This window comes from Streptomyces malaysiense (genome assembly GCF_000980885.2).
Taxonomy (GTDB): Bacteria; Actinomycetota; Actinomycetes; order Streptomycetales; family Streptomycetaceae; genus Streptomyces; species Streptomyces malaysiense.
Genome location: NZ_LBDA02000105.1, coordinates 1 through 26,079, shown reverse-complemented (window position 1 = coordinate 26,079; position 26,079 = coordinate 1). Strand labels below are relative to the sequence as shown.

Below are 26,079 nucleotides of genomic sequence, written 5' to 3'. Positions count from 1 at the left end.
CCATGAGCGACAAGGAGCCCCCCGTGCCCGCACCTGCCCGAACCCAGATCCCGGCCCAGTGGAAACACCGCCGGGCCGCGAGCGTGCGCAAACCCCTGGCGGAGACGTCCGCCGAGACCATCGAGTCGATCGAGTCGACCGAGACCGGAGAGATCAGGCTGTACGCGTTCAACGCGGAGGCCGCCGCCACCACGGCGCCGCTCACCAGTGAGCCGCCGCTGCCCGCGGCCGAGCCCCTGACCAGCGAGCCGCCGCTCGCCGACACCAGCGCCCTCACGAGCGAGTCGGACGCCTACGCGGCGGGGTCGTAGATGACGGGGGCGCGCGCGGGCGAGCTGTCCCGGCTCGCCGAGCTGCACGGGGTCGCCGTCTCCTACCGCCCCGCCCCGGACCGTACGGTCACCGTCCCCGACTCCGCGGTCGTCGCCGCCCTGCACGCGCTCGGCGTCGACGCCGCCACCCCCGAAGCGGTCCGCGCCGCGCTCGCCGACCGGGAGAGCGCGCTGCGCGGGCGCCTGCTGCCCCCGACCGTCGTGCACTGGGCCGGCGACACCCAGGACCCCGCCGCCCTCGCCGCCCTGCCGCCCGGCACCCGGGTGCGCGTCGAGACGGAACAGGGGGAGGACCGCGAGGCGGGCGAGGAACACGCGCGGGAGCCGTACCACGCGAGCGCACCCCTCGTCGCCGGGCTCCCCCTCGGCGTTCACCGGGTCACCGCCGTCGCCCCCGACGGCCGGACCGGTCACGCCCACCTCGTCGTCGCCCCCGACCGCCTGCCCGCGCCGCCCCGACGCTCGTACGGACTCCTCGTCCAGCTGTACTCGCTGCTCTCCCGCCGCTCCTGGGGGATGGGCGACCTCGGGGACCTCGCCGAGCTGGCGGGCTGGGCCGGGAGGGTCGCCGGGGCCGGGTTCGTGCAGGTCAACCCGTTGCACTCGGCGGTGCCCGGCGCGCCCACGGACCCGTCGCCGTACCGGCCCTCCTCCCGGCGCTTCCCCGACCCCGTGCACCTGCGGGTCGAGGACGTCCCCGAGTACGCGTACGCCGAGGACCGCGAGCGGCTCGGCCACCTCCTGGAACGGGCCGCGCGACTGCGCGACGCCGTGCTCGGCAAGGGCGCCCTCGTCGACCGCGACGCGGTGTGGGAACTCAAGCGGGAGGCCCTGGAGACGGTCCTCGCCGTCCCCCTCGGCCCCGGCCGCCGGGCCGCCTACGACGCCTTTTGCACCGCCCACGGACAGGCCCTCGACGACCACGCCACGTACTACGCCCTCGCCGAGACCCACGGCCCCGACTGGACCACCTGGCCCGACGGCCTGCGCGACCCCCGCTCCGAGGCGACCGCCCGCGCCCGCGAGGAACTCGCCGACCGCGTCGCCTTCCACACCCGCCTCGCCTGGCTCACCGACGGACAGCTGCGGGCCGCGCAGCGCGTCGCGAGGGAGGCCGGGATGCCGGTCGGGATCGTGCACGACCTCGCCGTCGGCGTGCATCCCGCGGGCGCCGACTCCTGGGCCCAGCAGGACGTCTTCGCCGCCGGCATGTCCGTCGGCGCGCCCCCGGACGCCTTCAACGCGCGCGGCCAGGACTGGGGCCTGCCGCCCTGGCGCCCCGACCGCCTCGCCGCCTGCGGATACGCCCCCTACCGCGAGCTCCTGCGCGCCCTGTTCCGCTACGCGGGCGCCCTGCGCATCGACCACGTCATGGGCCTGTTCCGGCTCTGGTGGATCCCTGAGGGCAGCCCGCCCACCGAGGGCACGTACGTCCACTACGACGCCGAGGCCATGCTCGCCGTCCTCGCCCTGGAGGCCGGGCGCGCCGGGTCCGTGGTCATCGGCGAGGACCTCGGCACCGTGGCGCCGGGTGTCCGCGAGACCCTGCAGCGGCGCGGCCTCCTCGGCACCTCCGTGCTCTGGTTCGAGCGCGACTGGACCGGCGACGGCCGCCCGCTGCCCCCCGAACGCTGGCGGGCCGACTGCCTCGCCACCGCCACCACCCACGACCTGCCGCCCACCGCCGCCCGCCTCACCGCCGACCACGTCGAACTGCGTGACCGGCTCGGCCTGCTCACCCGTCCCGCCGCCGAGGAACGCGCCGAGGCGGTCGCCGACGCCGCCGAGTGGCTGGCCCTGCTGAGCAGCCTCGCCCTGCTGGACAGCACGGCCACCGGGCCGCCCGGCACCGCCGAGGAGGCGGAGGTCCGCGCCGTCCACCGGTTCCTGCTGCGCACCCCGGCCCGGCTGATCGGCGTCTGGCTCCCGGACTGCGTGGGCGACCGCCGACCGCAGAACCTGCCGGGCACCTGTGCCGAATACCCCAACTGGCGGTTGCCGATCGCGGACCGCGCGGGCAGGGCGGTGACCCTGGAGGAATTGACGGCCGCTCCGCGGTCGCGTGCGCTCCTGGAGGTGTTCGCCCAGCTCAGGGGCGGGTGAGGAGCCGCTACCGTACCCCGGGCGCGCGTCCTTCCGGGTGATTCGCTAACTTGAGATCGTGGACAAGAAGAACGCCCTGCGCGCCGGCACCCTGGGCGCCGGTACGACGCTGATGATGCTGCTCATGTCGTCCCCTGCGCTCGCGCTGATCCGCGACGACGGCGACGACCCCGGTCCGGGCCTGAGCGTCGCCCAGACGCTGGGTCTGTACGTGCTGCTCCCGCTGGTCCTCTTCGGGGTCATCGCCGGTCTGGTGATGGCGCTCGACAAGTCCGGTGGCAAGGGCAAGACCCCCTCGTCCAACATCGACGTCAAGCCCGACGCCCAGGCCAAGGCCTGATCGCCGGTTCACCGGTTCCTACGCCGGGGGCGCCTGTCCTCCCGTCGGTACGCGCGTTCGCCGTACCCGGGTGAGGTCGGCGCCCTCGGCGTTTCGCGCGTCCGCCGCGTCCGCCGCGTCCTCCGCGGCGGACGCGCTACGACGGCGGCGGTGCCGATCGGCTGAAGGCGCCCGGGAGCAGCTCGGCGACGGGCAGCCGGGTCAGCCGCTGCCCGTCCGGCCTGACCAGGACGTCGATGGCGGGGAAGTAGTCGATCAGGACCTGCCGGCACCGGCCGCAGGGCGGGATCACCGCCAGGTCGCGCGAGCGTACGGCGACCATCGCGGTCAGCTCGTACGCCCCCTGCCCCGCGGCGGCGCCGATCACGACCAGCTCGGCGCAGGGGCCGCCGGTGAAGTGGTAGACGTTCACGGCCGTCACGATCCCGCCGTCGCGGGTGCGCGCGGCCGCCGCCACGGTATGGAGGTCGGGCCGCGCGTACTCCTCGGCGACGCGGCGGGCGGCGGCCACGAGCGCGAGATCGTCGTCAGGGGCGGTGCGGTCGGTGTCGTCGGTGCCGTCGCTGGTGCTCACGGGCAGTGAGTCTCTCCCGGCGGGCGGCGCACCGCATCCTGTTTCCGGGCGGCCCGCCCCCGGGCCGCGCCGGGGGCGGCCCCGTGGTTCACGGGTTCGGGGCGGTCAGGTACCGCTGCACCGTCGGCCCCGTCCAGGCCAGCAGTTCCTCCCTGGTCAGCGCCTGCGCGGCGGGCATCTGAAGGACGAAGCGGGTGAGCGCCAGGCCGAGGAGCTGGGCGGCGCAGAGGGCCGCGCGGGCCGGGACCTGCTCGGGGTCGGGGCACACCTGCCGGGCCACGGGGAGCAGCTGGTCGCGGAAGACGTTCCGCATCCGCTCGGCCCCGGCCTGGCTGGTGGCGCCCACCCGGAGCATGGCCCGCAACTGCTCGTTCCCCTCCCACAGGTCGAGGAAGTGGCCCACCAGGGCGCGGCCGGCCTCCTCACGCGGCACGGGGGCGAGGTCCGGCAGCCGCAGATCGACGTCGACGGCCGCGGCGAACAGTCCCTCCTTGCTGCCGAAGTAGCGCATCACCATCGACGGGTCGATCCCCGCGTCCTTGGCGATGGCGCGGATGGTGGCCCGGTCGTAGCCGTCGGCGGCGAAGCGTTCGCGGGCGGCGGTGAGGATGGCGGTGCGGGTGGCGTCGGAGCGGCGGGGCGGGGACGGGCGCTTTTCGGTCACGCCGACGAGCGTAGGCCAACACGTGTAGGCCAACAAGTGTTGACCTCTCGTCGGCCCCGCACTACCGTTGTCAACGGACGTTGGCCAACATGTGTTGACCAACGAGCGCTGGCACCCACAGGAGGCCACCATGACCGGCACCACGGACATTGCCGCCGCCCCCCTCACCCCCGCGCGGGTCGTCGTCGTCGGCTCCGGCCCCACCGGCCTCCTCCTCGCCGGTGATCTCGCCACCGCCGGCATCCCGGTCACCGTGCTGGAGAAGCGCCCCCGGAAGCTCAGCAACCTCTCCCGTGCCTTCGTCCTGCACGCCCGCACCCTCGAACAGCTCGACGCCCGCGGACTGGCCGACGAACTGGAGGCCGCCGGCCGCGCCCTCGACCGGCTGCGCCTCTTCGGCCGCCTCGCCATCGACCTCACCGATCTCCCCTCCCGCTTCAACCACCTCCTCGTCCTCCCGCAGTACGAGGTCGAGAAGGCGCTGGCGCGGCGGGCCGTCGAGGCGGGGGCCGAGTTCCGGTACGACACCGAGATGACCGGGCTCGTCCAGGACACGGACGGGGTGACGGTCGAGACCCGCGGCCCGGACGGCCGCACCCGGACGCTGCGGGCCGCGTACCTGGTCGGCGCGGACGGCATGCGCAGCGCGGTGCGCGACGCGGTCGGGCTGCCGTTCCCCGGGAAGTCGGCGATCAGGTCCGTCGTCCTCGCCGACGTCAGGCTGGCCGAGCAGCCCGAGGGACTGCTCACGGTCGACGCGGTGGGTGACGCGTTCGCGTTCCTCGCGCCGTTCGGGGACGGGTACCACCGGGTGATCGGCTGGCACCGCGGCCGCGATGTGCCGGACACCGAGCCGCTGGACCTGGCCGAGATCAAGGAGATCACCCGGCGCGCGCTCGGCCGTGACTACGGGATGCACGACGCCCGCTGGATGTCCCGCTTCCACAGCGACGAACGGCAGGCGCCGGCGTACCGGGCCGGGCGGGTGTTCCTCGCCGGGGACGCCGCGCACGTGCACACCCCGGCCGGCGGGCAGGGCATGAACACCGGCCTCCAGGACGCGGCCAACCTCGGCTGGAAGCTGGCCTCCGTCCTCGCCGGGCACGCGGACGCCGACCTGCTCGACACCTACCAGGCCGAACGGCACCCCGTCGGCAGGTCGGTCCTGCGCAGCAGCGGCGGGATCGTACGGCTGGCGACGGTCAGGCACCCCTGGAGCCGGGCCGCCCGCGCCGCGCTCACCGGGCTCCTGAACACCCTCGGCCCCGCCCGCCGCAAGGTCACCGCCCAGATCACCGGCATCGGCTACCGCTATCCCGCGCCCCGTGGCGCCCACCCGCTCACCGGCACCCGCGTGCCCGACGTCCGCCTCGCCGGCGGCACCCGCCTCCACGAGGCACTGCGCGAGGGCCGGTTCGTCCTGATCACCCCGGACCACGAGCCCCCGCCGGCCCCGGCCCGCCCCGACCGCCTGACCACGGCCCACTGGGCGAGCCCCCGCCGCACCACCCTCCTGGTCCGCCCCGACGGCTACGCGGCCTGGGCCTCGGACGCGATCCCCGCCCCGGGAGCGCTGCGCTCCGTCCTGACCACCTACCTGGGCCCGGCCCCCGCCCGCCGGCTCGGCTAAGAGAGACACGGGCCGGAGTCACCGCCCGGTCACCCGGCTGTCGGTCATCGCCGACGGGTCCCCGCTCCGTGTCGAGGTGCGCGACAGTGGCTGCGGCATCCCCGCGTCCTGATCGGAGGCCGGTGGGAGCGATGCCGTACGCCCGGCCGGTCAGCCCCGCCGTACCTCGTACAGGAAGCATCCGTACTCCACCGCCCGCACATGGACCGACGCCACCTCCGGATCGCTGAACGCCCTTGCGAGGGCCGCCGGGAAGTCCTCGCCCACCAGCTCCCCGCCGAGGATGCGCCCCTGCGCCGAGTACCGGCGCAGGACCCGGTGGGCGTCGGTGAGGGGCAGTCGCGGGCCGGACCAGCCGGGGCAGCCGGCCGCGTGGACGAAGACCGGCCCCCGCTCGTCGTACGCGCCGGGGCGGGCGCCGGTTTCCGCCGCCCAGCGGCGCAGAGGCGCGTACGAGACCAGGGCGATGCGCTCCCCGGGCGCGCTGCGGCGCAGGCAGCAGCGCAGTGGGGCACCGCCCTCCGCGTCGGTGCACGGGACCGCGGGCGCCCCCGCGTCGTCCTCGGTGAGCAGGGCGGCGAGGGTGCCGGAAGGAACGGGACACACGGTGTACGTCGTCATGAGTCCACCTTCCGGCGGCGCGGCCCGCGTCACCGGCGGCATACGGACATCGCTTTCCCGCCGGACGGCATGGAAGGATGGCGCAACCCACACATAACGAGGAGATGACCGCGTGCCTGGCACAAACCTGACTCGCGAAGAGGCGCGGCAGCGGGCTGAGCTGCTCAACGTTGACTCGTACGAGATCGATCTCGACCTCTCCGGCGCGCAGGAGGGCGGTACCTACAGGTCCGTGACCACGGTGCGCTTCGACGTCGCCCGTACCGGGGCGGAGTCCTTCATCGATCTGGTGGCCCCGGCCGTCCACGAGATCGTGCTCAACGGCGACCGGCTGGAGCCGGCCGAGGTGTTCGCGGACTCGCGGATCACGCTGCCCGGCCTGCTGGAGGGCCGCAACGTCCTGCGGGTCGTGGCCGACTGCGCGTACACCAACACCGGTGAGGGTCTGCACCGGTTCGTCGACCCGGTCGACGAGCAGGCGTACCTGTACACCCAGTTCGAGGTCCCGGACGCGCGCCGCGTCTTCGCCTCCTTCGAGCAGCCGGACCTGAAGGCCACCTTCCAGTTCACCGTGACGGCGCCCGAGGGCTGGACGGTGGTGTCGAACTCGCCGACCCCCGAGCCGCGGGACAACGTCTGGACGTTCGCCCCGACGCCGCGCATCTCGTCGTACATCACCGCGCTGATCGTCGGCCCGTACCACTCCGTGCACAGCGCCTACGAGAAGGACGGCCAGAGCGTGCCGCTCGGCATCTACTGCCGGCCCTCGCTCGCCGAGTTCCTCGACTCGGACGCGATCTTCGAGGTCACCCGCCAGGGCTTCGACTGGTTCCAGGAGAAGTTCGACTGCGCGTACCCCTTCGAGAAGTACGACCAGCTGTTCGTGCCCGAGTTCAACGCGGGCGCCATGGAGAACGCCGGCGCGGTCACCATCCGTGACCAGTACGTCTTCCGGTCCAAGGTGACCGACGCGGCGTACGAGCTGCGCGCGGAGACGCTGCTGCACGAGCTGGCCCACATGTGGTTCGGCGACCTGGTCACCATGGAGTGGTGGAACGACCTGTGGCTGAACGAGTCGTTCGCCACCTACACCTCCATCGCCTGCCAGGCCGCCGCCCCCGGCTCGCGCTGGCCGCACTCGTGGACCACGTTCGCCAACTCCATGAAGACCTGGGCGTACCGGCAGGACCAGCTGCCCTCCACGCACCCGATCATGGCGGACATCCGCGACCTGGACGACGTCCTCGTCAACTTCGACGGCATCACCTACGCCAAGGGCGCCTCCGTCCTCAAGCAGCTGGTGGCGTACGTCGGCGAGGACGAGTTCTTCAAGGGCGTGCAGGCGTACTTCAAGCGGCACGCGTTCGGCAACACCCGCCTGTCCGACCTGCTCGGCGCCCTGGAGGAGACCTCCGGCCGCGACCTGAAGACCTGGTCGAAGAAGTGGCTGGAGACCGCCGGGATCAACGTCCTGCGGCCCGAGGTCACCACGGACGCGGCCGGGGCCATCACCTCCTTCGCCGTGCGCCAGGAGGCCCCCGCGCTGCCCGCCGGCGCCCAGGGCGAGCCGACCCTGCGCCCGCACCGCATCGCGATCGGCCTGTACGACCTCGACGCGGCCGGCAAGCTGGTCCGCACCGAGCGCGTCGAGCTGGACGTCGACGGCGAGCTGACCGCCGTACCGCAGCTGACCGGCAGGACGCGCCCGGCCGTGATCCTGCTCAACGACGACGACCTGTCGTACGCCAAGGTCCGCCTGGACGAGCAGTCCCTCGCGTTCGTCACCGAGCACCTCGGCGACTTCGAGGCGTCCCTGCCGCGCGCCCTGTGCTGGGCCTCCGCCTGGGACATGACGCGGGACGCCGAGCTGGCCACCCGCGACTACCTCTCGCTGGTGCTGTCCGGCATCGGCAAGGAGTCCGACATCGGCGTCGTGCAGTCGCTGCACCGCCAGGTGAAGCTGGCCGTCGACCTGTACGCCGACCCGGCCGCCCGTGAGCCCCTGCTCACCCGCTGGACCGACGCCACGCTCGCGCACCTGCGCGCGGCCGAGGCGGGCAGCGACCACCAGCTGGCCTGGGCGCGGGCCTTCGCGGCGACCGCCCGCACCCCCGAGCAGCTCGACCTCCTGGAGGCCCTGCTGGACGGCTCCCAGACCATCGAGGGCCTGGCCGTGGACACGGAGCTGCGCTGGGCGTTCGTGGAGCGCCTCGCGGCCGTCGGCCGGTACGACGAGGCGGAGATCGCCGGCGAGTACGAGCGGGACAAGACCGCCGCCGGTGAGCGGCACGCGGCCACCGCCCGCGCGGCCCGGCCGACCGAGGAGGCGAAGGCGGAGGCATGGTCCTCGGTGGTCGACTCCGACAAGCTGCCCAACGCGGTGCAGGAGGCCGTGATCGGCGGCTTCGTGCAGACGGACCAGCGCGAGCTGCTGGCGCCGTACGCCGAGCGGTACTTCGAGATCGTCAAGGACGCCTGGGACTCGCGTTCGCACGAGATCGCCCAGCAGATCGCCGTCGGCCTCTACCCGTCCCTCCAGATCTCCGGCGAGATCCTGGACCGCACGGACGCCTGGCTGGCCTCGGCCGAGCCGGGCGCGGCCCTGCGCCGCCTGGTCTCCGAGTCCCGCGCGGGCATCGAGCGCGCGCTGAAGGCCCAGGCCGCGGACAGCGCCGCGAAGTAGCACCGGCACGAGACGAGGGAAGGGGTGCCCGGCGACTCGCCGGGCACCCCTTCCGCGTCGAGGGTTACTTGGCGGACAGCTCCGCGGCCACCAGCTCCGCGAGCTGCACCGCGTTCAGCGCGGCGCCCTTGCGGAGGTTGTCGTTGGAGACGAACAGCGCGAGCCCGTTGTCCACCGTCTCGTCGCCGCGGATGCGGCCGACGTACGACGGGTCCTGGCCGGCCGCCTGGAGCGGGGTCGGGATGTCGGAGAGGGCGACGCCCGGGGCCTTCGCGAGCAGCTCGGTGGCGCGCTCCGGGGAGATCGGGCGGGCGAAGCGGGCGTTGATCTGGAGGGAGTGACCGGAGAAGACCGGTACGCGCACACAGGTGCCGGAGACCTTCAGCCCGGGGATCTCCAGGATCTTGCGGGACTCGTTGCGCAGCTTCTGCTCCTCGTCGGTCTCGTTCAGACCGTCGTCCACGACGGAGCCGGCCAGCGGGAGCACGTTGAAGGCGATGGGGCGCTTGTACACGGCCGGCTCGGGGAAGTCGACCGCCGCGCCGTCGTGGGTCAGCTTGTCGGCGTCGGCGGCGACCTTCTGCACCTGGCCGTGCAGCTCCGCCACGCCCGCGAGCCCGGATCCGGACACCGCCTGGTACGTCGCGACGATCAGCGCCTGCAGGCCCGCCTCCTCGTGCAGCGGCTTGAGGACGGGCATCGCGGCCATGGTGGTGCAGTTCGGGTTGGCGATGATGCCCTTGGGGCGGTCGGCGATCGCGTGCGGGTTCACCTCGGCGACGACCAGCGGCACCTCGGGGTCCCGGCGCCACGCCGAGGAGTTGTCGATCACCACGGCGCCCTGCGAGGCGACCTTTTCGGCCAGCGCCTTGGAGGTCGCGCCGCCCGCGGAGAAGAGCACGATGTCGAGGCCCGAGTAGTCGGCGGTCGCCGCGTCCTCCACCGTCACGCCGTCCAGCACCGTCCCGGCCGAGCGGGCCGAGGCGAACAGGCGCAGCTGCGTGACCGGGAAGTTCCGCTCCACGAGGATCCTGCGCATGACCGTGCCGACCTGACCGGTGGCTCCGACGATTCCGACCCTCACGGCGACTCCCTTTGTCCGATTCCTGCCTGGCCCCAGGATGACCGGGGCGTTTCCATCATGCGGCCGACCCCGGTCCACGTGTCCAATTCTTTGCGACATGTGCCCGAGGGGTGGGACACCATCGGCCGCGGGGACGGTTCCGGGTTCCACGGCGTCCCCTCGCCCCGCCCCTGCCCATACGGATCGCGCTCATACGACGATGTGACGTACGCCTCTGCCGCCCGCCCACCCACTCCGCACGTCCGGGCGGACGGCGCGCCCCTGGGCCGGGAAGGCACCCGTACCCGAATAGTTGAACGGAGGGCGACCAGTCCCCTGCGGGGCGCGGACGAGTCCGTGGCCGGGCGAGGGGCCGCAGATCCACGTACGGTGATCGGCGCCGCTTGTTGCCGTGACGTTCGTGTGGACGCCATCCCCGTTGCCAAGGGTCCATAGCAAGCGGGACGTTCGCGTCCGTGACGGCCCGCGGCCACTGCCGACGCGTTCGCACTCGGGGAGATCGCATCATGTCGCGCCTACGCTCTGCCGCCACCTCCACCGCGGGGGTCGACCGCCGTACCGCCCTCACCGCCGCCGCGGCCGTCTCGCTCGCCGCGGGCGTCGGATTCGCCCTGCGCCCCACCGACAGCGAGGCCGCCACCGCCGCCACCGGGCGGACTCCGGTCGTCCGGTCCCGGCCGGCCGCCGCCGCACCGCTCGCCCCCGTCCCCACGGGCACCACCCTCGCGACCGTCTCCACCCCGCACGGCTCCGGCTACCGGCGCCTGGCCGACGGCCCCGGCTGGCACCGCGTGGTGAGAACCGAGCTGGCCAAGCCCAAGGTCGGCCGCGACAAGCGCCGGCACGCCCTCGCCGCGTTCGTGCAGTTCACCGACCTGCACCTCCAGGACGTGCAGCACCCGCTGCGCCTGGAGTACCTGCGCGCCTCCCGCAAGGACGTCTGGCGGCCACAGGAGGCGCTCACCGTGCCCGGCGCCGTCTCGCTGGTGGAGCGGGTCAACGCGCTGCGTGGCGCCCCGGCCACCGGCGCCCCGCTCCAGTTCGTGATGGCCACCGGCGACAACACCGACAACAACGCCCGCTGCGAACTGGACTGGTTCATGAAGGTGATGAGCGGCGGCCGCATCACCCCCGACACCGGCGACCCGGGACGCTACGAGGGCGTGCAGAACAGCGGACTGTCCCTGTACTGGCAGCCCGAGTCCACCGCCGGGGACGGTGACAAGGCGCTCGGCTTCCCGCACCTGGACGGCTTCCTCGCCGCCGCGACCCGCGAGGTGCGCAGCCCCGGTCTGAACCTGCCCTGGTACTCCACCGTCGGCAACCACGACGCCCTCCCGCTCGGCATCTACGGCGCCCACGGCGACCCCTACCTCGCCGAGGCCGCGGTCGGCGGCAAGAAGCTGTTCAGCGTGAGCGCCGCCGACGCCAAGAAGCTCCAGGACTCCATCTGGGGCGGCCGGGACCCCAAGGGCGCCGGCTACCGGGACTTCCTCAAGTCCCACGCGCGCGGCATGCGTTCGGTCACGGCGGACGAGTCGCGCGCCATGTACACCCCGGCCGAGTACCTCAGGGCCCACCTGGACCTCGCCCACCGGGGCCACGGTCCGGTGGGCCACGGCTACTCCCTCGCGAACCTCCACGCGGGCACCCAGTACTACGCCTTCCGGATCGCCGGGGACGTCATCGGCATCAGCCTGGACACCACCGACGCGGGCGGCCACTACCAGGGGTCCGTCGGGACCGCCCAGCTGAAGTGGCTGGAGAGGACGCTCCAGGGCAACAAGGGCTCCTACGTGATCGTCTTCAGCCACCACACCAGCGACTCGATGACCAACACCCGCCCCGACCCGGGCCGCCCCGGCGAGACGCGGCACACCGGCGCCGAGCTGGTCACGCTGCTGTGCCGGCACGCCAACGTGCTGGCCTGGGTCAACGGGCACAAGCACGAGAACGAGATCACCCCGCACCGCAACAGCGCGGGCGGCTCGTTCTGGGAGATCTCCACCGCGTCGCACATCGACCATCCGCACCTCGCCCGCATCATCGAGCTGGTCGACAACAAGGACGGCACGATCTCCCTGTTCACCACCCTGATCGAGTCCGCCGCCCCGGCCCGCACCGACTTCACCGACTTCTCCCAGACCGGACTGGCCTCCCTCTACCGCGAGTTGGCCTTCAACGCCCCCGGCGCGAAGACGAACCTGGCGGGCACCTCGGCCGACCGCAACGCGGAACTGGTGCTCAAGAAGGGCTGACGCGACCGCCGGGCCGACACGGGGCAGGCCGAACGGGCCTCTTCCCCCGACCGCACACCACAGGCGGGGCCGGACGGGGGACACGACCGCGGTGCTGGGCGCCGAGTACCGCGGCGATCAGCCCTGCGACTCCACCCCCCGCTCCCACTCCGCCTTCGCGCCGTAGGCATGCTGGTCGCCCTGCTGCACGGCGAACACGGTCCCGGAGCCATGTGCCGTGTTCGTCTGCCGCAGCACCCGCCCCCGCGTCCCGCCCCCGGGCGCGTCCTCGACGGCCGCCGCGAGCCGTTCCAGCGCGGCGCGGACAGCCGGGTCGCGCCGGAGCAGCGCGGTCAGCTCCAGGGTCCAGTAGGAGAAGAGCGCCTGCCGGGCCGCGTCGGGGTCCGAGGCCTGCCGGACGAGCGTCGCGTTGCCGTCGAGCTGGCTCTCCAGGGCGGCCCGTCGGCGGCGGTCCGGGCGGAAGAGGGCGACGACGGCGCCGCGGGTCTCCTGCCACAGATCGGTGGCCATCGCGGTGACCACGGCGGCGGCCCCGGCCTCGGCGAGCACGGTCAGTTCGTCGTTCATACGGCCTTCCTCAGTGCTTTCTCTCGATCCGGATGTGCTGGGTGCCGTGCTGGGTGGCGTAGACGACGCCGTGACCGGAGGCCTTGTTGACCATCTTCGAACCGGCCGTCTTCGAACCGGCCGTCTCCGAACCGGCGGGCTCCTGCTGGGTGTCGGCCGGTTCGGGAGCGGCCTCCGCGGGCGGCTGTCGGCCCGGCAACTGGAGCCAGGCGTCGGCGGTGTGCTCCTTCACCGTGAAGCCGACCTTGCGGAAGTCCTCGGGGAAAAGGCCGAGATGGCCGTGCCGCACCGTCTCGTCGTAGAAGTGCCCGGACAGCAGCAGCGACGCGGGCACCGTCTGCGGCGCCCCGGCCAGCGCGGCCCGCGCGGGCGGCGCGTCGAGCAGCCTGGCCAGGACCTCCAGCGGGCTGCCGGCGACCGCCCCGTCCGGGGACACATGGACATCGCCCGCGTGCAGCGCGATCCGCACCCGGATCCGGGTCAGCGGCGAGGCCCCCCGGTTGTACGTGCGCAGCCGCAGGGCGAGTTCGGGCACCAGCGGATGGACGAGCGCCGCCTTGCGGGTGCCCGCCGGTGCCGTCACCCGCAGCCCGTCGCCCAGATCGTGGCGCAGACACGCGGACCAGTCGACACCGCTCGCCTCGAACGCCTTCCGGAGCATCTCCGTGAGCCGCGCCCGGATCTCCAGGAGCGCCCGGTCCCCGCGCCCGGCGGACCGCTCGATGTCCACGGCCAGCAAGGCCCGGTACTCCAACTCGTCGTTCATGGCACCCGCTTCGGCTCGGCGGCGGAGGTGACGTACTCCAGTCTTCCCGCGCCGGTGTGCGCACAACTCGTAGGAATACGGGGTCGGGCGGGGATACTGGGGCCATGGTGGACGGCACACGGTCCCTCGCGCGTTCCGGACGGCGGCCGCGCGAGGAGTGGGACTGGCCGGCGCCCAGCCTGCTCGGCGGCCTCGGCGCGGACGCGCGCGCCCGCTTGCTGGGCCTCGGGACACGGGTGCGCTACGACGCGGACCGGATCCTGATCCGGGAGGCCGACCGCACCGACTTCGTGCTGATCCTGCTGGACGGCGTGGTGAAGGCCACCGGCCGCACCCAGGACGGCCGGGACGCCCTGCTCGCCGTGCGGATGGGCGGCGATCTGGTGGGCGAACTCGCCGCCGTGGACGGCAAACCGCGCTCGGCCACCGTCACCACCTGCGGTCCGCTCGTCGCCCGGATGGTGACCCGCGCGGCCTTCCTGGACTGCCTGCGCCGGGACGCGCGGATCGCGGACGCCGTGAACCGCGCCATCGTGGCCAAACTGCGCCTGGCCAACGCCCATCGCATCAACTTCACCGGCTGTGACGTCGGCACCCGCCTCGCCCGGGTGCTGCACCATCTCGCGATGACCTACGGGGAGCGCGCGGGCGCCGGTGCGGTGATCCACTGGCCGATCACCCAGCCCGAACTGGCCACTCTGGCGGGCGCGGCCGAGCCCAGCGTGCACAAGGCGCTGCGCGCGCTGCGCCGTTCGGGCGCCGTCGCCACCGGCTACCGCAGCGTCCGTATCGAGGACCTCGCCCTCCTGTACCGCATCGCCTACCCGGAATCCTGAACTCCCTTGTGCAGAAGTGGTGTCGAGAGCCCCGGAGCCGCTCGAAAACGGTCCGGGAAAACCGTACTTTGACGACAGCCCGGTGCCCGCCCGTGGCTAGCGTGGCGGCAGGGCGTCGGCGCGACAGGGCTCCGGGGCCGCCTGCGCAACGGGGGTTGTCATGACGGACAGAGACACGAGCGGGCCCGCTCCGGCCGACGAGGACGGGCCCGAGCGGAGGCCCGAGGGCGGGCCCGAGCGGCGGATCGACATCGCGGGCGACGCGGGCGGCCCGGTCGTCGCCGGTGATCACAATGTCGTCATCGACGCCCAGCACGGCTCGACCGTCACCCTCCTCATGGAGGGCCGCAGGCCCCGCCCGGTGCGCCGCGACCGGGTGGCGCTGCTGCCCCGGCGGCAGAACGCGCCGCTCGGCCGGGACACCGACCTGGCCCGGCTCGCGACCGCCGTCCGCGACGGCGGCCCGGTCCAGCTGTGGGGCGCCCCCGGCGTCGGCAAGAGCACCCTGCTGCGGCACGCGGCCCGCACCCTCACCCCGGAACGCGACGGCGTGCTCTTCCTCGACGCGGCCCGGCGCGAACCCGAGGACCTCGCCCAGGACATGTTCGAGGCCTGCTACGAGACCCGGGGGTACGCCCCCTCCAGCCCCGAACTGCGCCGCCTGATGACCGGCGTGCGCGTCACCGTCTACGTCGACAACGCCGACTTCTCCCCGGAGGGCCTGCGCACCCTCATGGACGCGGCGCCCGACGCCACGTTCGTCGTCGCGGGCCGGGACAGATCACTGCTCGGCGACGGCACCGCCCTGCGCCTGGACGGCATCGGCCGCGCCCCCGCCCTCGACCTGCTCGCACGCGAACTGGGCCGGCCCGTGGGCGCGGGCGCGGAGGGCTCCACGGCGGGCGACCTGTGGGAGACGTCGTCCGGGCGCCCCCTGCTGCTGCTGCGCGCCGCCGCCCTCACCCGTCTGGAACCGGCCGGCACCGGCGCCCTGCCCCGCCCCGCCGAGGTCGGCGATCTGCTGCCCCTGCTGCTCGGCCGGCTGGACGACGAACCGCTGCGCGTCCTGCGGCTGTTGACCACCCTCGACGACGCCGATCTCGACATCGGCCACATCGAGGCCCTCGGCGGCGCCACCGACACCGAGGTGCTCTGCGGCCGCCTGGTGGACCTGGGCCTCGCGGAGCAGACCCAGCGCGGCTACCGCGCCGTGGCCGATGTCGTACCGGCGCTGCGCGAGCGCGACCCCGAGCCATTCTCCGTCGAGGTGCTGTGCGAGCACTTCGCCACCTGGATCGGCCGCCCCGCCACCACCGCCGCACAGGTCGAGCAGCACGGCCGCGCCCTGGAGGTGGTGGCCGAACTCGCCGAGCGTGACGGCCGCCCCGAGCTGGCGGTGCGTATCGTACGGGCCGCGTCCCCGGCACTGGCCCGCTCCCTGCGGTTCGGTGTGTGGGGCAGGCTGCTGGACCTCGGGCTGCCCGCGGCCCAGCTGGCCGGCGACCGGCGGGCCGTCGCGTACTTCACCCATGAGCAGGGCATCCGCAGCCTGCTCACCGGGCGCCGGGTGATGGCGGCCGTACTGCTCACCGAGGCGGCCGTCCTGTGGCGCCGACTGGGCGATGTGCACGGCGCCAACGCGGCCGCCGGGGCCCACCAGTACGTCCCCTCGCACGCCGCGAACGCCCAGGGCACCCTGCTCCAGCCGGACGGCGGCGCCTCCCGCCTCGCCTCCTCGGGACCCACCGCCCCCGACCCGTCCACCGCCCACGCGGCGGGCGCACACGGCACGGCAGCCCACCCGTCCGGCACCACGACGGACCCCGGCACGACGGCCCACACGACGGCGGCCCAGCACACGACGGCCACCGCGCACACCACAGCCACCACACACACCACGGCCACGGCGCACACGGCCGCCGCCCCGCACGCGGCGAACGCCGGTGCGGCGAAGGCGGGAGCCGCGAAGACCGGTGCGGCGAAAGCGGGTGCGGCCAAGGCGGGCGCGGCCAAGGCCGGTGCCGCCAAAGCAGGCGCCGCCGCGCACTCCGCCGGTGCCGCGCACGCCGGAGCCTCGGCGGCGACCGGTGCCGCGGGGACGGGCGCGGCGGGCGCCGGTGCCGCGGGTGCGGGCGCGGCCGGTGCCGGGGCCTCCATGGCGGGGGCCTCCGTGGTGCTCAAGGTCGTCGCGGTGATCGTCGCCGTCGTCGTGGGCCGGGTCGTCATCAGCCAGGCGGTGCACTCGTTCGCGGAGAGCCGCTCCGGTTCGTCCAGCTCGTCCAGCTCCTCGGACACCGGTCTCGCGGGGCGCTGGACGGGCAGCGACGGCGCGACGTACGAGTTCGACGCCTCGGGCGGCGGATACGTCTCCCGGGGACGCGACGCCTGCGGCCAGGAGTCGAACACCGAGTACACCGGTATCGGCGACACCTACAGCGCCGAGCGGCCCATCTACGACACCACCAGCGGCTCCTGCACCGACCTCCTCGGCGAGGCCACCACCACGATCACCCTGACCGGCGGCGACTCCGCCAAGGTCACCACCACCATGACCAAGACCTACCAGCAGGGCGTGCAGTGCTTCAGCTGCGGAACGTTCTACCTCACCCGCGAGCGGTGACCCCGCTCCCCAGGAAGGGCCCCATGTCCCGTACACCCGGTAACAGCATCCGCATCGGCGGCGACGCGTCCGGCCCGGTCGTCGCCGGGAACGACAACCGCGTCGAGGTCCGCCAGGCCGCCCCCGAGGCCGACCGGGAGGCCGCCGGTCCCGTCCAGAACAACACCGCCAAGGACCACGGCACCGTATACACCGTGATGAACGGCGATCTGCACGTCCACCACGAGACCCCGGAAGAGGCCTGAACTACCGGGGCAGGACCACCACATAGGCGGCGGGCTCGCGGTCGTTCGCCGCCATCAGGGCCGTACGGACCACCGCGGCCTGCTGCTCCATCGCGTCCCCGAGCTTCCTCGGGGACAGGTGGACGACCGTGATGCCCAGCCGCTCCAGGTGCTCCCGCTTGCGGGCGTACCGCGACCACTCCGTCTCCTCGTCGGACGCGTCGGCACCGTCCCGCCGGTGCCCCCGGGTGTCCAGCTCGACCGCGACCGCCTGGTCCGGCCAGTACGCGTCCAGGGCGCCGAGACGGGGGCCGCCGGGCAGGCGCAGCTCGACGTTCCACAGCGGGTCCGGAAGGCCGTGCTCGCGGACCATCCGGTACAGCCGGCTCTCCGCGATCGCGCGGCCCGCCGCCACCAGCGAGTCCACCGCGTCCACCACATGCGGCAGCCCGAGCAGCTTCGCGCGGCTCAACTCGGCGACGACGGCGGCCGGTTCACAGTGCCCGCCGCGCACCGCCTCGGTCAGCAGCCGCCGCACCGTCTTCCCGTCCCGCAGCTGGGCCACCGCGTCCGCCAGCGCTCGCGGCACCGGCGCCACCGGCAGCCCGCCGACCGTGGCGGGGGCGGGCAGGTCCGCGGTGCGCAGGACGCGGACGTAGCCGGTGGAGCGCAGCCGGCGCTGCCGGGGCACCAGGACGTCGACGTGCTCCAGGTTTTCCGGCCGCGTCTGCGCGAAGCCGTAGACGGCGAGCGCCGTGAGGCCGGTGAGCACCGCGCCCGGGTAGGGCGTCCGGTGCGCGTGCCGCCCGGTCGGCTGGACCGGGACGCCGGGCGCGGGCCGGCGGGCCGCGTACCGCAGGGCGCCGTGCAGCCGCTCCTCACCCGTCGGCGGCCCGGGGCGCAACAAGTAGACGTGCGGCAGAAGCCGGGACCAGGGCCCGCCCGGACGGCAGCGTGCGGAGAGTTCGGCCGCGGTCACCCCGTGGGCGCGCAGCTGGGCCGTGGTCCGGACCCGCTGATGGGGCTCGGCGAGCGAGCCGAGGTGACCGAGGGTGCGGGAGGAGAGCGGTGCATTGTGCGTCATGCTCATCGGATGCCCACCCCTGGTCCCCCCTTTAACCGCTGTTACACGGCCGTCGAGGAATGCGGACAAGGTAGTACTAAAGGTCAGGTGTTCGGGTGCCGAAAGAGCGCCGGAAACCCCTGGTCCGCCCGGGTGCGGACCAGGGGTTACGGCCTTGCGGGTACGGGTCCCGTAACGGTCACCGACCGCCGAGGCTCAGGCCAAAGATCAGCCGGCCCGCACGTCGCACTCCTGCGCGCGCAGGGCACGCGCCAGATCGTCCCGCGCCTCCAGCACCAGCCGCCGCAGCGCCGGCGCCGCGTCCTCGTGCGCCGCGAGCCACGCGTCCGCCGCCGCCAGGGTCTCGGGCCGGTCCTGGAGGGCCGGGAACAGCCCGCTGACGATGTCCATGCCGATCTGGATCGAACGCTCCTGCCAGAGCCGGCCGATGGCCGCGAAGTACTTCTCGGCGTAGGGCGCGGTCAGCTCCCGCTGGGAGGACTGGTCGAAGCCCGCGATCGTGGCTTCCACCAGTGCGTTCGACAGCGTGTCGGACTCCACCACCTGCGCCCACGCCTGCGCCTTGACCGCCGCCGAGGGGCGGGCCGCCAGGCAGCGCACCTGCTGGCGCTTGCCGGACGCGGTGTCGTCCCGGGCCAGCTCGGCCGCGATCACCGACTCGTCCGCGGCGCCGTGCGCGGCCAGCGGCCCCAGGAACGCCCAGCGCAGCTCCTGGTCCACCTCCAGGCCCTCGATCGACGTCGTGCCGTCCAGCAGGTCCCTCAGCAGCGCGAGGTCCGGTTCGGCCGCGGCCGTCGAGGCGAAGAAGCGCGCCCAGGCCAGCTGGTGCTCGCCGCCCGCGCCGGCCGCCCGCAGCTCCCGCAGCGCGCCCTCGGCGAGCAGCGCGCCACCCGTCCGCCGCCACTCGGGGGCGGCGTAGTGGTCCAGCGCGGTGCGGGTCCACGTGTGCAGCATCTGCAGCACACCGATGTCGGACTCGCGGCCCGCGAACCGCAGCACCAGGGCGATGAAGTCCCGGGCCGGCAGCAGCGCGTCCCGGGTCATGTTCCACAGCGCCGACCAGCACAGCGCGCGTGCCAGCGGGTCGGTCAGGTCGCCCAGGTGCTCCCGGAGGGTGTCCAGCGAGGCCGCGTCGAAGCGGATCTTGCAGTAGGTGAGGTCGTCGTCGTTGACCAGCACCAGGTCCGGCGCCTCGGCGCCGGCGAGGTCCGCCACGACCGTACGCGGGCCCTCCACGTCCGTCTCCACCCGCGCGTACCGTTCGAGCGCGCCGCCCCCGGTCAGCCGGTACAGGCCCACCGCCACCCGGTGCGGTCGCAGCTCCGGGTGGGACTCGTGGGCCTCCTGGACCACCGCGAGTTCGGCGACGCGGGAGTCCTCCACGGTGACCCGCGGGGTCAGCGCGTTCACCCCGGCCGTCTGGAGCCAGGACCGCGACCAGGCCGTCATGTCCCGGCCACTGGTCTCGCCGAGCACCGACAGCAGGTCGCCGAGGCGCGTGTTGCCGTACGCGTGCCGCTTGAAGTAGCGGCGGGCGCCCTCCAGGAACGCGTCCTGGCCCACGTACGCCACCAGTTGCTTGAGGACGGAGGCGCCCTTGGCATAGGTGATGCCGTCGAAGTTCAGCTTGGCGTCCTGGAGATCGCGGATGTCCGCGGTGATCGGGTGCGTGGACGGCAGCTGGTCCGCGCGGTACGCCCACGCCTTGCGGCGGTTGGCGAAGGTGATCCAGGCGTCCTTGAAGCGGGTCGCGCCGACGTTGCCGAACGTGCCCATGAAGTCCGCGAAGGACTCCTTCAGCCACAGGTCGTCCCACCAGGCCATGGTGACCAGGTCGCCGAACCACATGTGCGCCATCTCGTGCAGGATCACATTGGCGCGGGCCTCGTACGACGCCTGCGTCACCTTCCCGCGGAAGATGTACTCCTCGCGGAAGGTCACCAGCCCGGGGTTCTCCATCGCGCCCAGGTTGTACTCCGGCACGAACGCCTGGTCGTACTTCCCGAACGGGTACGGGTAGTCGAAGTTCTCGTGGAAGAAGTCCAGGCCCTGCTTGGTGACCAGGAAGACGTCGTCGGCGTCGAAGTGCGGCGCGAGCCCCTTGCGGCACATCGCGCCCAGCGGGATCTCCAGCGTCGTACCGTCCGCGAACGTACGGGAGTAGGAGTCCGTCACATAGTGGTACGGCCCCGCCACCACGCAGGTGATGTACGTCGAGATCGGCTTCGTCTCCGCGAACTTCCAGACGCCGTCGACGAGTTCACCGGCGCCGTTGCTCCATGCGGTCCAGCCCTCGGGCGCGCGCACCTCGAAGCGGAAGGGCGCCTTGAGGTCCGGCTGCTCGAAGTTCGCGAACACCCGTCGGGAGTCGGCCGGTTCGTACTGCGTGTAGAGGTAGACCTCGCCGTCCTCGGGGTCCACGAAGCGGTGCATGCCCTCACCGGTGCGGGAGTAGGCGCACTGCGCGTCGACCACCAGCTCGTTCTCCGCGGCCAGGTCCTCAAGGGCGATCCGGGCGCCGTCGAAGGCCTCGCCCGGGTCCAGGTCCTTGCCGTTGAGCGACACCGCGGTCACGCTCGGCGCGATGAGGTCGGCGAAGCTGGACGCGCCCGGCTCGTTGCAGCGGAAGCGGATCGTGGTGACCGAGCGGAAGGTGCGCGGCTCGCCGTCCGCGTCGCCGACGGCCGACCTGAGGTCCAGGGACACCTCGTATCCCTCGACGGACAGCAGGGCGGCCCGCTCCCGGGCCTCGTCGCGGGAAAGATTCTCACCGGGCACGGCGGCACTCCCTTGTGATCGCGTGATTGACGGCTGAACAGCACCGATCCTGCCATGTGCCCCTGTCGGGGAGCACCGGGGAATGCCCTCCGGGACGGCGTCGTTGATCCCTCGAGCAGTCCGTTTCGCTGAGGAGAGCCATGTCCGAGACCGTGTCCCCGTCCGGCAAGACCCCCGTCGACTTCTGGTTCGACCCGCTGTGCCCGTGGGCCTGGATGACCTCCCGCTGGGTCCTGGAGGTGGAGAAGCTCCGCGACATCGAGGTCCGCTGGCACGTCATGAGCCTCGCCGTCCTCAACGAGGACAAGCTGGACACGTTGCCCGAGGAGTACCGGGAGATGCTGGCCGTCCGCGCCTGGCAGGGGGTCCGGGTCGTCACCGCCGCCTGGCAGAAGCACGGCCAGGAGGTCGTCGGCCCGCTGTACACCGCGCTCGGCACCCGCATCCACAACAACGGCGAGGGCGTCACCCTGGAGTCCATCGCCGGGGCCCTCGCCGACGTCGGCCTGCCCGCCGAGCTGATCGACTACGCCGAGCAGCAGGACTTCGAGTTCGACGCCGAACTGCGCGCCTCCCACAAGGAGGGCATCGACAAGGTCGGCCAGGAGGTCGGTACCCCCGTCATCGCCGTCCCCGGCGACGACGGCGAGCAGATCGCCTTCTTCGGACCCGTCGTCACCCCCGCCCCCAAGGGAGAACAGGCCGCCCGCCTCTGGGACGGCACCCTGGCGGTCGCCTCGGTCCCGGGCTTCTACGAGATCAAGCGCACCCGGACGCAGGGGCCCGACTTCAGCAACCTGTAGACCGGCCGGCCGCGGGCCCGGCGAGGTGCCGGGCCCGCGGTTTTGCCGCAGCCGTCGCGAGCGCCGTTCCCCGGGGCGCCGGGAGCCGCGCGACCGGCCACGACCGACGGACCCGCGCCCCGCCAGGAACCGAGCCCGGTCAGGAACCACGTCCGGCCAGGACCCGCGTCCGCCGTGGCGGGCACCCGTCGCGGCGAGCGTGTGCCGTGGCGGGCACCTGCCGCGGCGAGCCCCTGCCGTGGCGAGCGCTGCCGCGAGGAGCGTCCGCCACGCGCGCCGCAGGTCACGTCAGGCAGTGCGCCAGCGATTCCCCCCGCACCCACCGCCCGACCTCCGCCGCCGCGAGCCGCGCCCCCTTCTCCGCCACCGCCCGGCTCGCCCCGCCGACATGCGGCGTCAGCACCACCCGCCCCCCGACCGTCCGCAGCCGCGAGTCCGCCGGCAGCGGCTCGTCGGCGTACGTGTCCAGCGCCGCCACCGCGAGCCGCCCGTCCTCCAGCGCGTCGCACAGCGCCCCCTCGTCCAGCAGCGCCCCCCGCGCCGCGTTCACCACCACCGCCCCCGGCGGCAGCAGCGCCAGCTCCCGCGCCCCGATCAGCCCCCGCGTCTCCTCGGTGACCCGGGCATGCAGGCTGATCACCCGCGAGCGCCGCAGCAACTCGTCAAGCGACGCCATCCGCAGCCCGTGGATCTCCCCGCGCGCGTACGGGTCGTACACCATCACCCGCGCGCCGAGCGCCCCCAGCGCCCGCGCCACCCGGCTGCCGACCGCGCCGTACCCGATGAGTCCGACGGGCAGGTCCTCCACCTCCAGGCCGCTGTGCTCGTACGTGTAGTACCTCGGCCCGGCCCAACTCCCCTGCGCGGCGAGGCGGTCGTGGGCCTGAGGGATGCGCCGCAGGGCGGCGAGCAGCAGCCCGACGGTGAACTCGGCCGTCGCCGCGGCCTTGCGGCCGGGCGCGCAGCACACCCGGACCCCGTGGGCGCGGGCCGCGTCGAGGTTGACGTTCACCGGGCGGCCCCGGCAGACCGCGACCAGCCGTAACTCGGGGCGGGCGGCGAGCACCCGTTCGGTGACCGGTGCCATCTGGGTGACGAGGACGTCCGCGCCGGCGAGGGCCGCGATCAGCTCGTCCTCCGCGTCGCTCGCCTCTTCCACCTCGGCGACGGTGCCGAACGGTTTCTGCGGCCAGCCGAGTGTCAACTCCCTGACATCGCAGTGGGCTTGCCTGGCCAGCGCGGCCGTGATCAGCGAGGGGAGCACGAAGCGGTCGCCGGCGGCCAGTACCCGCACACTGGAGGTCATCACAGGAACACAGGTTGTAATGATCGCCCGAGGGGCGTCAATCCCCAGCGTGTGGGGAAAGCGGGGAAAACTCCGCACACGCCTCGCGCGTACGGCGGAAGGCCCTCCGCGAGTCACGTCCTCGCGGAGGGCCCCCTCATCCGCCTGCCGCCGTGAAGGGTGAGAAGACGATCACGAGGCAGGACGCTCCACCGGCCCGTCGGGTACTTATTGCGAAGTTGTTGCAACTACAGACTACCAACAACAGTGGCTGAGTGGCAGGAAGAATCTCCGGCGGCCGGGTGCGCCTGGCCGCGCGCGCCCGTGCGGTGACGGCCGAGGCCCCCATGTGTCGCACATGGGGGCCTCGGCCGTCGGTCTCCTGCTGCCTGCGGGTCAGCGCCGCGCGCGCACCCTCTGCCAGGCGTACCCGGCCGCCGCGAGCACGACCGTCATCGCGCCCGAGGAGTAGAGCTGGACCCGGGTGTCGGGCTGCCGTGCCATCAGGACGAAGACCGTGGCCATGCCCGCGAGCGCCACCCAGGTGAGGTACGGGAACGCCCACATCCGCACCACCAGCTTCTCCGGGGCCTCGCGTTCGATGCGGCGGCGCAGCAGCAGCTGGGAGACGGCGATGAAGATCCAGACGATCAGGATCACCGCGCCGATCATGTTCAGCAGCCACGGGAAAATGTCGTCGGGCCGCCAGTAGCTCAGCAGCACGCAGAAGAAGCCGACCACGCAGGAGGTGAGCACGCCGATCCGGGGCACCCCGCCGGACACCTTCGCCAGCACCTTCGGGCCCTGGCCGCGCTCGACCAGGGAGTAGGCGATGCGCGAGGAGCCGTAGATGTTGGCGTTCATCGCGGACAGCAGGGCCACGAAGATCACGACGTCCATCAGCCGGCCCGCGCCCGGGATGCCGAGGTGGTCCAGGGTCGCCACGTAGGGGCCGCGTGCCACGACCTCCGGGGAGTTCCAGGGCACCAGGGTGACGACGACGGCCATGGAGCCGATGTAGAAGACGGCGATCCGCCACATCGCCGTCTTCACCGCGCGCGCCACGCCCCGCACCGGGTCCTCGGACTCCGCCGCCGCGATGGTGACCGTCTCCAGGCCGCCGTAGGCGAAGACCGAGGCGAGCAGGCCGATGACGAGGCCCTGGCCGCCGTGCGGCAGGAAGGGGCCGAGGTGGGCGGTGCCGGGGGAGTCCGTGCCGGGCAGCACGCCGGTGATGGCGAGCACGCCGAGCACCAGGAACAGCGAGATCGCGCCGACCTTGAGCGCGGCGAACCAGAACTCGAACTCGCCGAAGTTCTTCACGGCGGCGAGGTTCGTGCCGAGGAAGACCACCATGAACAGGGCGACCCACATCCACTGCGGGCTGCCGGGCACCCAGCCCTGCGCGATCTTCGCCGCGCCGATGCCCTCCAGGCCGACCGCGGTGCACAGCAGCACCCAGAACGCCCAGCCGGCCGCGAACCCGGCCCAGGGCCCCATCGCCCGCTCGGCGTGGGCGGAGAAGGAGCCCGAGGACGGGTAGGCGGCGGACATCTCGCCGAGCATCCGCATGACCAGCATGACCAGCAGCCCGGACAGGGCGTAGGCGATCACGATGGACGGTCCGGCGGCGGCGATGCCCGCGCCCGACCCGACGAAGAGGCCCGCGCCGATCACACCGCCGAGGGCGATCATCGACAGGTGGCGCTGCTTGAGTCCATGGGAGAGGGCGGGGTTCTCCGCCAGGCGTGGTGTATCCGAGCGGGTGGTGCTGGGCATGGGCGCGGCTCTCCCGATGCAATAGGCGGGTAAAAACCCACCCAGTCTCGGCGACCCGTCCGGTCAGGCGAAGAGGATGCCCACTATCCGGACACCCACCATTCGGAGAGTGAGATTCCGGTTACTTCGGCGCGCGCGGGTCCGGCGCCCGGCCCGGGGTTCCGGTCGCCGGGTCATGGCCCGCCCCACCCCTCTTTGGCAGGTTCCTACATCCGCGCCATCACCCCCCGGGGTCGCCCAGAGCACCTCACCTCAGTGACCACCGTCACGCCCCACCCGGTGTGAGTCGCACTTTTGTACGGAGCCCACCAAGCTGTCGATCAACCCTTTGTCGATCGCTGACGGTGATCGGGTTCGGGGCGCCGGTATAGCGTCGCGATGTCCCACCCGTCCCCCTGTCCCTTTCACCCCGCGGAGTCCCCATGAGCACCGCCACCGTCAGCGCCCGTCCGGGTGCCGTCCTCGCCGATCTGCTGCCCGCGTCCCGCGTCCGTGACGCCGCCCTCGTGCTCGGCGGTGCCGCGCTCACCGGGCTCGCCGCCCAGCTGTCGGTGCCCGTGCCCGGCTCCCCGGTGCCGGTGACCGGCCAGACCTTCGCCGCGCTGCTGGTCGGCACCGCGCTCGGCGCCCGCCGCGGCTTCCTCTCCCTCGCCCTGTACACGGTGGCCGGCGTGATCGGCGTCCCGTGGTTCGCGGAGGGCGACTCCGGCGCGGGCGCGGTCTCCTTCGGCTACGTCCTCGGCATGCTGCTCGCCTCCGCCGTCGTGGGCGCCCTCGCGCGCCGCGGCGCCGACCGCTCCCCGCTGCGCACGGCGGGCACGATGATCCTCGGCTCGGCCGTCATCTACGCCGTCGGTGTCCCGTACCTCGCCCTGGCCGCCCACCTCTCCCTCGGCCAGGCGGTCGCCGTCGGCCTCGTCCCCTTCCTGATCGGCGACGCCCTGAAGGCCGCCCTCGCGATGGGTCTGCTGCCGGCCGCGTGGAAGTTCACGGGCAAGCAGCGCTGAGGCCGCGGCTCCCGTACGTACGAGGAGGGGCCCGTCGGGTC

Annotated in this window: 21 protein-coding genes; 11 read left to right on the top strand and 10 right to left on the bottom strand. The window is 73.4% G+C overall.

Annotated features, from left to right (window positions below; genetic code table 11):
* Nucleotides 1-23 precede the first annotated feature (23 nt).
* The 3 genes from VT52_RS32500 to VT52_RS32490 are packed head-to-tail and all read left to right on the top strand — an operon-like array spanning nucleotide 24 to nucleotide 2,775.
* Nucleotides 24-311, top strand: a complete 288-nt coding sequence (locus tag VT52_RS32500) for a hypothetical protein (protein WP_046425200.1) — start codon at nucleotides 24-26, stop codon at nucleotides 309-311.
* Complete coding sequence (gene malQ / locus VT52_RS32495; RefSeq protein WP_046425197.1) at nucleotides 312-2,435, top strand: 4-alpha-glucanotransferase; 2,124 nt, start codon at nucleotides 312-314, stop codon at nucleotides 2,433-2,435.
* 58 nt (nucleotides 2,436-2,493) lie between these two features.
* Complete coding sequence (locus VT52_RS32490) at nucleotides 2,494-2,775, top strand: hypothetical protein (protein ID WP_046425195.1); 282 nt, start codon at nucleotides 2,494-2,496, stop codon at nucleotides 2,773-2,775.
* A 136-nt stretch (nucleotides 2,776-2,911) separates the two neighbouring features.
* Here VT52_RS32490 and VT52_RS32485 read toward each other — a convergent pair whose 3' ends face one another.
* Both VT52_RS32485 and VT52_RS32480 read right to left on the bottom strand, forming a co-directional pair.
* Nucleotides 2,912-3,349, bottom strand: a complete 438-nt coding sequence (locus VT52_RS32485; RefSeq protein ID WP_046425193.1) for a cytidine deaminase family protein — start codon at nucleotides 3,347-3,349, stop codon at nucleotides 2,912-2,914.
* Nucleotides 3,350-3,437: 88 nt separating this feature from the next.
* Nucleotides 3,438-4,013, bottom strand: a complete 576-nt coding sequence (locus tag VT52_RS32480; RefSeq protein ID WP_046425190.1) for a TetR/AcrR family transcriptional regulator — start codon at nucleotides 4,011-4,013, stop codon at nucleotides 3,438-3,440.
* Between the two features lie 130 nt (nucleotides 4,014-4,143).
* Between VT52_RS32480 and VT52_RS32475 the strand changes: the two genes are divergently transcribed.
* Nucleotides 4,144-5,643 (top strand): FAD-dependent monooxygenase, encoded by a 1,500-nt coding sequence (locus VT52_RS32475; protein WP_046425188.1) that lies wholly within the window; start codon nucleotides 4,144-4,146, stop codon nucleotides 5,641-5,643.
* Between the two features lie 150 nt (nucleotides 5,644-5,793).
* Here VT52_RS32475 and VT52_RS32470 read toward each other — a convergent pair whose 3' ends face one another.
* Nucleotides 5,794-6,264, bottom strand: a complete 471-nt coding sequence (locus tag VT52_RS32470) for a DUF1203 domain-containing protein (RefSeq protein WP_046425185.1) — start codon at nucleotides 6,262-6,264, stop codon at nucleotides 5,794-5,796.
* A 112-nt stretch (nucleotides 6,265-6,376) separates the two neighbouring features.
* Between VT52_RS32470 and pepN (VT52_RS32465) the strand changes: the two genes are divergently transcribed.
* Nucleotides 6,377-8,947 carry an aminopeptidase N gene (gene pepN / locus VT52_RS32465; RefSeq protein WP_046425183.1) on the top strand — a complete coding sequence of 857 codons (2,571 nt, stop codon included), beginning with the start codon at nucleotides 6,377-6,379 and terminating at the stop codon, nucleotides 8,945-8,947.
* 64 nt (nucleotides 8,948-9,011) lie between these two features.
* Here pepN (VT52_RS32465) and VT52_RS32460 read toward each other — a convergent pair whose 3' ends face one another.
* Complete coding sequence (locus VT52_RS32460; protein ID WP_046425181.1) at nucleotides 9,012-10,031, bottom strand: aspartate-semialdehyde dehydrogenase; 1,020 nt, start codon at nucleotides 10,029-10,031, stop codon at nucleotides 9,012-9,014.
* Nucleotides 10,032-10,537: 506 nt separating this feature from the next.
* Between VT52_RS32460 and VT52_RS32455 the strand changes: the two genes are divergently transcribed.
* On the top strand, nucleotides 10,538-12,289 hold the full coding sequence (locus VT52_RS32455; RefSeq protein WP_046425179.1) for a TIGR03767 family metallophosphoesterase: 1,752 nt from the start codon (nucleotides 10,538-10,540) through the stop codon (nucleotides 12,287-12,289).
* A gap of 117 nt (nucleotides 12,290-12,406) precedes the next feature.
* Here VT52_RS32455 and VT52_RS32450 read toward each other — a convergent pair whose 3' ends face one another.
* On the bottom strand, nucleotides 12,407-12,856 hold the full coding sequence (locus VT52_RS32450; protein ID WP_046425178.1) for a hypothetical protein: 450 nt from the start codon (nucleotides 12,854-12,856) through the stop codon (nucleotides 12,407-12,409).
* A gap of 10 nt (nucleotides 12,857-12,866) precedes the next feature.
* Nucleotides 12,867-13,622, bottom strand: a complete 756-nt coding sequence (locus tag VT52_RS32445) for a hypothetical protein (RefSeq protein ID WP_046425177.1) — start codon at nucleotides 13,620-13,622, stop codon at nucleotides 12,867-12,869.
* 104 nt (nucleotides 13,623-13,726) lie between these two features.
* Between VT52_RS32445 and VT52_RS32440 the strand changes: the two genes are divergently transcribed.
* From VT52_RS32440 to VT52_RS32430, 3 genes are all read left to right on the top strand, one after another.
* Complete coding sequence (locus tag VT52_RS32440; protein ID WP_046425176.1) at nucleotides 13,727-14,458, top strand: Crp/Fnr family transcriptional regulator; 732 nt, start codon at nucleotides 13,727-13,729, stop codon at nucleotides 14,456-14,458.
* 160 nt (nucleotides 14,459-14,618) lie between these two features.
* A complete protein-coding gene (locus VT52_RS38290) occupies nucleotides 14,619-17,078 on the top strand; it encodes an ATP-binding protein (RefSeq protein WP_053055617.1) in 2,460 nt (819 codons plus the stop codon).
* 23 nt (nucleotides 17,079-17,101) lie between these two features.
* On the top strand, nucleotides 17,102-17,323 hold the full coding sequence (locus tag VT52_RS32430; protein ID WP_046425175.1) for a hypothetical protein: 222 nt from the start codon (nucleotides 17,102-17,104) through the stop codon (nucleotides 17,321-17,323).
* 1 nt (nucleotide 17,324) lies between these two features.
* On the opposite strand, the gene VT52_RS32425 is transcribed toward VT52_RS32430, so the two are convergent.
* Entirely contained in the window at nucleotides 17,325-18,386 is a 1,062-nt protein-coding gene (locus VT52_RS32425) for a hypothetical protein (protein WP_046425173.1), read from the bottom strand.
* A 207-nt stretch (nucleotides 18,387-18,593) separates the two neighbouring features.
* Nucleotides 18,594-21,164, bottom strand: coding sequence for an aminopeptidase N (pepN, locus tag VT52_RS32420; protein ID WP_046425172.1), 2,571 nt, complete (start codon nucleotides 21,162-21,164; stop codon nucleotides 18,594-18,596).
* Nucleotides 21,165-21,304: 140 nt separating this feature from the next.
* Between pepN (VT52_RS32420) and VT52_RS32415 the strand changes: the two genes are divergently transcribed.
* Entirely contained in the window at nucleotides 21,305-21,967 is a 663-nt protein-coding gene (locus VT52_RS32415) for a mycothiol-dependent nitroreductase Rv2466c family protein (protein WP_046425170.1), read from the top strand.
* A 283-nt stretch (nucleotides 21,968-22,250) separates the two neighbouring features.
* Here the strand turns inward: VT52_RS32415 and VT52_RS32410 are convergent, their stop codons facing one another.
* Nucleotides 22,251-23,273 (bottom strand): 2-hydroxyacid dehydrogenase, encoded by a 1,023-nt coding sequence (locus VT52_RS32410; RefSeq protein WP_046425168.1) that lies wholly within the window; start codon nucleotides 23,271-23,273, stop codon nucleotides 22,251-22,253.
* 375 nt (nucleotides 23,274-23,648) lie between these two features.
* On the bottom strand, nucleotides 23,649-25,031 hold the full coding sequence (locus VT52_RS32405; RefSeq protein ID WP_046425166.1) for an amino acid permease: 1,383 nt from the start codon (nucleotides 25,029-25,031) through the stop codon (nucleotides 23,649-23,651).
* A gap of 422 nt (nucleotides 25,032-25,453) precedes the next feature.
* Here VT52_RS32405 and VT52_RS32400 point away from each other — a divergent pair, with 422 nt between their 5' ends.
* Nucleotides 25,454-26,038, top strand: a complete 585-nt coding sequence (locus VT52_RS32400; protein ID WP_046425164.1) for a biotin transporter BioY — start codon at nucleotides 25,454-25,456, stop codon at nucleotides 26,036-26,038.
* Nucleotides 26,039-26,079 lie beyond the last annotated feature (41 nt).